Source organism: Aeromonas sp. R4-3, from assembly GCF_040908275.1.
Taxonomy (GTDB): Bacteria; Pseudomonadota; Gammaproteobacteria; order Enterobacterales; family Aeromonadaceae; genus Aeromonas; species Aeromonas rivipollensis.
Genome location: NZ_JBFODK010000049.1, coordinates 37,466 through 43,465 on the forward strand (window position 1 = coordinate 37,466; position 6,000 = coordinate 43,465).

At 56.6% G+C, this 6,000-nt stretch carries 7 protein-coding genes; 1 reads left to right on the forward strand and 6 read right to left on the reverse strand.

All coding sequences use genetic code 11. From position 1 onward, the window contains the following. Nucleotides 1-406: 406 nt before the first annotated feature. From AB5Y91_RS14675 to AB5Y91_RS14685, 3 genes are all read right to left on the reverse strand, one after another. A complete protein-coding gene (locus tag AB5Y91_RS14675; protein ID WP_106887010.1) occupies nucleotides 407-1,114 on the reverse strand; it encodes an oligogalacturonate-specific porin KdgM family protein in 708 nt (235 codons plus the stop codon). A gap of 447 nt (nucleotides 1,115-1,561) precedes the next feature. Continuing rightward, a complete protein-coding gene (ykgO, locus tag AB5Y91_RS14680; protein ID WP_025326720.1) occupies nucleotides 1,562-1,687 on the reverse strand; it encodes a type B 50S ribosomal protein L36 in 126 nt (41 codons plus the stop codon). Beyond that, nucleotides 1,684-1,953: a type B 50S ribosomal protein L31 gene (locus tag AB5Y91_RS14685; protein ID WP_368170139.1), complete on the reverse strand. Its 270-nt coding sequence runs from the start codon at nucleotides 1,951-1,953 to the stop codon at nucleotides 1,684-1,686. The genes ykgO and AB5Y91_RS14685 overlap by 4 nt, the downstream gene beginning before the upstream one ends. 255 nt (nucleotides 1,954-2,208) lie before the next feature. Here AB5Y91_RS14685 and AB5Y91_RS14690 point away from each other — a divergent pair, with 255 nt between their 5' ends. After that, entirely contained in the window at nucleotides 2,209-2,463 is a 255-nt protein-coding gene (locus AB5Y91_RS14690) for a DinI family protein (protein WP_025326722.1), read from the forward strand. 125 nt (nucleotides 2,464-2,588) lie between these two features. Here AB5Y91_RS14690 and AB5Y91_RS14695 read toward each other — a convergent pair whose 3' ends face one another. From AB5Y91_RS14695 to AB5Y91_RS14705, 3 genes are all read right to left on the reverse strand, one after another. Continuing rightward, nucleotides 2,589-3,353: a DUF2927 domain-containing protein gene (locus AB5Y91_RS14695; protein WP_368170141.1), complete on the reverse strand. Its 765-nt coding sequence runs from the start codon at nucleotides 3,351-3,353 to the stop codon at nucleotides 2,589-2,591. 81 nt (nucleotides 3,354-3,434) lie between these two features. Continuing rightward, nucleotides 3,435-3,938 carry a M48 family metallopeptidase gene (locus AB5Y91_RS14700; protein WP_368170140.1) on the reverse strand — a complete coding sequence of 168 codons (504 nt, stop codon included), beginning with the start codon at nucleotides 3,936-3,938 and terminating at the stop codon, nucleotides 3,435-3,437. Nucleotides 3,939-4,069: 131 nt separating this feature from the next. Continuing rightward, complete coding sequence (locus AB5Y91_RS14705) at nucleotides 4,070-5,713, reverse strand: hypothetical protein (protein ID WP_162627260.1); 1,644 nt, start codon at nucleotides 5,711-5,713, stop codon at nucleotides 4,070-4,072. Between the last annotated feature and the right edge of the window lie 287 nt (nucleotides 5,714-6,000).

Genomic DNA, 6,000 nt, shown 5'->3' on the forward strand with positions numbered 1-6,000 from the left:
ATGAAAGTCATTGGGCCGTTTGACATCTGATTTCATCCCTCATTCAACGCAATGATGCAAACTGTGACCTGGGCGACAATATGCCACCAGTCAACCGGTTAATACTTCCTGAACTGGAGCATAACCATAATGCTTGTTCATTCAGTGACAGCAAAATGTCAATTTAAGATAAGTCAGTATTGCGTGACACAAGGCCCATATTCAGTGATGAATTGTCATTCGTAATGAATGCAAGGGGTCATTGGATTCCCTTTTTATTTCATCTCTCACGACCTTTTATTTGCCGTGTCATCGGACCAAATTGGCATCGACTTTCAAGGGTGCTGTCGTTATTCACTGACCCCAATGGCTCTTGATGCCGCAGAGATGAACCTGGGGGCTCTGCCATGAGGGGGGAGGCTCAGGCTTAGAAGATGTACTCAATTCCGACCCGCCAGCGCCACTGCCAGTCATTGGGGTAGGGGTTGTCATCGGCCGGATCGTTGTATGATACGTAGCCGATTTCGGTGAAGGGGCGCCAGTTCTTGTTGATGGGCACGCGGATGGTGACGTTATTCAGATATGAATACTCTTCGCCATTAAAGTCAGGATAATCGAGCTTCTTATATTCGAAGTCATAGGCAACAGACCAATTCTCTGCGTTATAACCAAGGTAATAATTCAACTGGAAATAATGACCGTTCTCCTTGTTGAGCGAATCATCGTAGTTACGCTGACCCACCCGGAAACGTGCGGCAGTATAAAAGTTGGGATTGAACCAGTAAGTTGGTTTGAAATGAACACGCAGATCTTGCACGTCATTGGTGATCTCGGTATTGAATCCGGCTTCCCACCACCATTTGTCATTGGGTTTGGCAAGATAGCTCAAGTCATATTCAGTGCCCGTGGTATGAAGTTCATCGAAAGCACCTTCGCCCTCACCTCCGTTGGTAAATTTGGATTCGACGCCAAATCCCCAACCATTATCGAAGCGGTGGGAAACCACCAGACGATCGCTTTGTTGATCCTGTTTTTCCAGGAACTCGTGTCGATAATTGAGGCTCCATGCATTTGCATTCATGCTGGTGAGCGCCGAGCAGACGGCGATGGCTGCACATGTGAATTTCAACGTCATAACGTTCGATCAATCCTATGAAAAAAAGCTACTGACAGTGGTCCCATTGCCAGATAGCGCATGTGGCTTTCAATCTGGATTGGACTCGTTGGGGTCGAGTTTGGTGGCAAGGCACGGCCGTGGGTTGTGAAGGTCAGCTCGTGCATCTGTGAGGACGTGCCGACCAGGTTTCATCTCACCAGGCATTTTGCAATTTCAAAACGACGGTTCAAATATAGTTCATTTGGTGTTTCATTTACAATGGTGGCGACATGATCACATCCAAAAATGGGATCTGCATCTATATAAAATGAAACGATGTTTCTTTTATGGTGGTGGAGGGGGTTGACTGGAACTTGGGGGGGAACATTCATGGCTCGAAGACGAGCAGGCGGTGTTTGCGATGAGCCAGAAATGATCTGGCCCTCGGAAAGAGGGCCAGGGAGGATGGACAGTGTGTCTGCGTGTTTAGCCCTGGCGAGCCTTGAATCTGGGATTGCTCTTGCAGATCACGAACAGCTTGCCGCGTCGACGAACGACCTGGCAATCCGGGTGGCGTGACTTGGCTGATTTCAGGGAGGCGAGCACTTTCATGATGTCTCTTTTCCTTTGTTGAAGAATTGACCGAATCGCTGACCGAAGCGGGCGACCTGTCCTTCCTTGCCGACCTGCTTCTGCTTGCCGGTATAGAAGGGGTGGGAGGCACTGGAGACATCCAGCGTCACATAGGGATAGCTATTGCCATCTTCCCATTGCTTGGTGCGTTCGGTCTGCAAGGTGGATCCGATCAGGAAGCAGGTGTTGCTGGCCAGATCGTGAAACAGGACCTTGCGGTATTCAGGGTGAATGTTGGGGCGCATGATTGTCTCTTTTTGTTATGTTATAACACAAGCTAATGATGTGATGGATGAGAATCAATATCAACCATTTTTTCTCCTGAGGTGACTAGGCAGGATGAAACGCGCTCAAGGAAAGTGAGCGGCAGGGAATGCGGATGTGGTTATGACAGGGAGAATGATGGATTGTTGAGCGATGGAGGTGGAACGAGAAGCTGAGCCTTTACTTTTGATTTTTACTGTATAAAAATACAGTTAACCATCATGGAGACCTATCCTATGCGCCTGGAAATCATCATCGACAGAAAACATCAGATCCCCACTGCGACCATGGAGGCGCTGCGCCAGGAGTTGCTCAAGCAACTGGGCGAGCGATTCCCTGATCTGCATGTGCGGGTCGCCCCGGGCAGTGCCATGGCCCTGACGGTCAGCCGTGCCAGCAAGGAGGACAGGGAACTGGCCGAGACCATGGTGCAGGAAGTATGGGAGAACGCCGAGAGCTGGATGCCGGAGGCAGAAGGCGCCGAGGCCTGATCAGGGGCAGGTGGTCGATTTACCTGTCCTGGTGAGGCTCTCACCCCGATTTGAACGAAACGCAGCTCAAGGCTGCGTTTCGTGTTTGTGGGCAGGGGGCCGGGGGCTTAGCCAGGCCAGAAAAATCAGAGCCCGGCCCAGCGTTTGAGGCTGCCGCTCTGTACCCGCTGGTTGGCCTCTGCGATGTCCCCATTGGCGCGAAGCGTCTTGAGGGCAATGGGCAGGGCAGTACGCACCTCGTCGGCCGTCATCCCTGCCCGGAGTACGGGATGATAGGCAAGCTTGAGCAGCACATAGTCGAGGCCGGTGGGGAAGCTGTCGATGCTGTTGTCATTGAAGATGGAGGGAAACACCTTGTTCGAGTCGTTGGGCAGCCCCATCACCTGGGTGAGCTCTTCCACCACGCAATCCAGGAAGCGGCCCTTGGCCCGACTGTAGTCCACCGGGATGATGATGGTGGCACGGGTGATCTCGTAGCGGGCATTGGTGGCGAAATTGGCCAGGCAGATCCCCTCCTTGAGGGCAATGCTGACAGAGTCATCCTGGCGCATGGTACGGCCGGCCCAGCTGGCCATCTGTTGGTGCCTTGTCATGATGAGGGTGAGATTGGGGTTGTCGTTGACAAGCTGTATGGGGTGGCCGGTGATCCTGGCCAGATGCTGGCTCTGCACCTTGACCACCTCGGCCTGCAGCGCCTTGTCGCCAAATTCGTTGATGAGCTTGAGGCGGATGGGGCCTTGCCAGCGGGAGAAGCGTACCTGGGCCTCATGCCCATATTCTCGTTTCATGGCGACTTCCATGAAGCTCTGGACCAGATAATCGTTGCTCTGCCAGCGTTCGGCGGCCTGCAGGGAGCAGGGCAGCAGCGCGGCGAGCCACAGGGCCAGCATCCGGCCTGGCGTGATATGACGACGGCTGTGCCCTGAACGAATGTGCCCTGGGATCATCTTGCCTCCTTGCAATCGATAGGGTCAGCCCGAGGAGCGTTCGATGTCACGCCAGGTGAGCCAGAGCCTGAGATCGAACTCCAGTTGATGATAGTCCGGTTCCATGTGCTGACAGAGCTGGTAGAAGGCCTTGTTGTGATCCTTCTCCCGCAAGTGGGCCAGCTCGTGCACCACTATCATCTTCAGGAAGGCGGGATGCGCCTCCTTGAACAGGGCGGCGATGCGGATCTCGTTCTTGGCCTTGAGCTTGTTGCCCTGTACCCGGCTGACATAGGTGTGCAGGCCGAGGGCATCCTTGATCACATTGATCTTGCCGTCGAAGATCACCTTGGAGAGCGGCGCCGAGCTTTTCAGGTAGCGGTTTTTCAGCTCCATGGTATAGGTCAGCAGCGCCTTGTCACTCTGGACGAGGTGGGTCTCGGGGTAGCGTTTGGCCAGCATCTCGCCGAGTTTTCCCGCCGCGATCAACTGCTGTACCTGGCTCTTGAGCGGGTCAGGATAGCCCCCCAGATAGGTCAGTTCGGCCATGATGTCTCCCCCTTCACACTAAAAAAGAGCGCCATTGTAATCATGATGGGCCCCCTTGAACACACGTCTGCACGCCAATGAAAGGGGCCGTCGCTGTTGCCAGCGACGGCCCCGACTTTTGTCAATCGGTCTCAGCGACGGCGATAGAGACCCGGATCCACCTCTTCGTAGCGGTCCGTCAGATATTGATAGAAGGCGAGGCTGGAGGGAGAGCTCGGCGTTTTCAACTGCTCTGCCACCCGCTCCGGCTTGGCGATGATGAACTTGGGATCCTGCCGCCTGATGTCGGCCAGCACCCGCTCGCGCACGTCATAGGGCGGGTTGACGTTGGCGAAGAACAGATAGGCGGAGGCGGGCTGGCGATCTGTCCACAGATAGTATTGCGGCTGTATGCCATCGACCCAGATCTTGTCGGCAGGCCCGGTCTCGGCCTTGATCCTGTCGACCCTTACCTGGGCCGGCGGATTGAACGGCTTGCCCTTGAGGTTGCCCTCCCAGGCGTTGTTGACCAGGAGTGCCAGCATGGCGAGCGACGCCAGCCAGGGGGTGGCGCTGCGTACATCCCAGGCGCGCCAGAGCGGTACCAGGATGAGCACCGGCAGGGCCCACAAGAGACTGTTGCCGAGCACTTCGCGCACTCGCGGCAGCGACCACTCCTTGGTGCTCCAGCCGTAACCGAGCTGCTGGGCCAGCAGCCAGCTCGCGGTCAGCACCACCAGGGAGATGCAGAGCAGACCCAGGGCATCGGACTGCTGCTCGCTGCGATCCAGCAGGCAGGCGAGTGGCAGCAGACCAAGCTGCAGGTAGAGCACGTCGTAGTGATCGAACACGTGGCCGGAGACGGAGTTGGCGATCAGGGTGAAGAGCACGCCGAACAGGGTGGCGCACAAGGCGGGCAGATACCACTCCTGGCGGCGTCCCAGCATCAGCACAATGAAGGCCGGCAGCAGCATGACGAGGCCGGTACGCAGCAAGCCGACGGCCCCCACTTCCGGGGAGAAGCCGTTGCCGTAGCTCCCCTCGAAGAAGATGCCGAAGGCGTAGTATTTGAATTCGGCCAGCAACCCGTGGTGCTGGAAGTAGGCAAACAGCGGGCCGCCGATCAGGGCCAGCCCCAGCAGGCTGGAGCAGAGCAGACCGAAGGCGCAGCGCCACTGCTCACGCAGACACCAGTGGCAGAACAGCACCAGATACCAGGCCCCCCAGAAGGCGCCGTTGTTGGTACGCATCCAGGCCACTATGGCGAAAGTGAGGGCCGCCACCAGGGCCGGGCCCCAGCGAAACTGCTTGTCCAGCAGCAGGGTGATGAAGGCCCACTGGGCGATGAGGGCCAGGTGGAAGGTCCAGTCCTCGGTCATGTTGCCGTAGTAGTAGCGGGTGCTGTAGAGCGCGAGGAGCGCCAGCATGCTGCCGAGGCGGGCCCGCAGGGAGAGACCCAGCTGGGAGAACGCCTGCCAGCTGGCGAGCAGGCCGAGCCAGCAGAGGACCCACTCCAGCAGCCAGATCCCGAAGAAGCCCCCCAGATGGTAACCGAGGGCGTCGAGGGCGAAGATCATGGGGCCCTTGATGTCGATCATGTCGCGGTAGAGCACGCCCCCTTCGCTCCACATCTTGCCCATCACAGCGAACAGGGAGGCATCAAAGCCGGGCGCCATGCCGTGGAACAGCGGGTTACGCAAGCAAAACAGCAGCGCCATCAGGGCGGTGAGCAGGACAACCAGCGGCTTGAGCCCGGGGTTGTAGCGCTGAGGGGTAAAACGGATGGCGTGATTCATGGATGACCTGTTCCTGCGGGAAAGACGTAAAAGCGGGCCTATCTTGCCGAGGCCGGCAGTCCGATGCAATGGGCTGGGGCGATGTGTTTGAAATAATGTATAAAAGTAACGTTTTCAGTGCCTGCATTGCACAAGACGAACGGCGGTGCCTGGTGTTGCCGAGGCCGGCAGTCCGATGCAATGGGCTGGGGTGATGTGTTTGAAATAATGTATAAAAGTAACGTTTTCAGTGCCTGCATTGCACAAGACGAACGGCGGTGCCTGGTGTTGCCGAGGCCGGCAGTCCG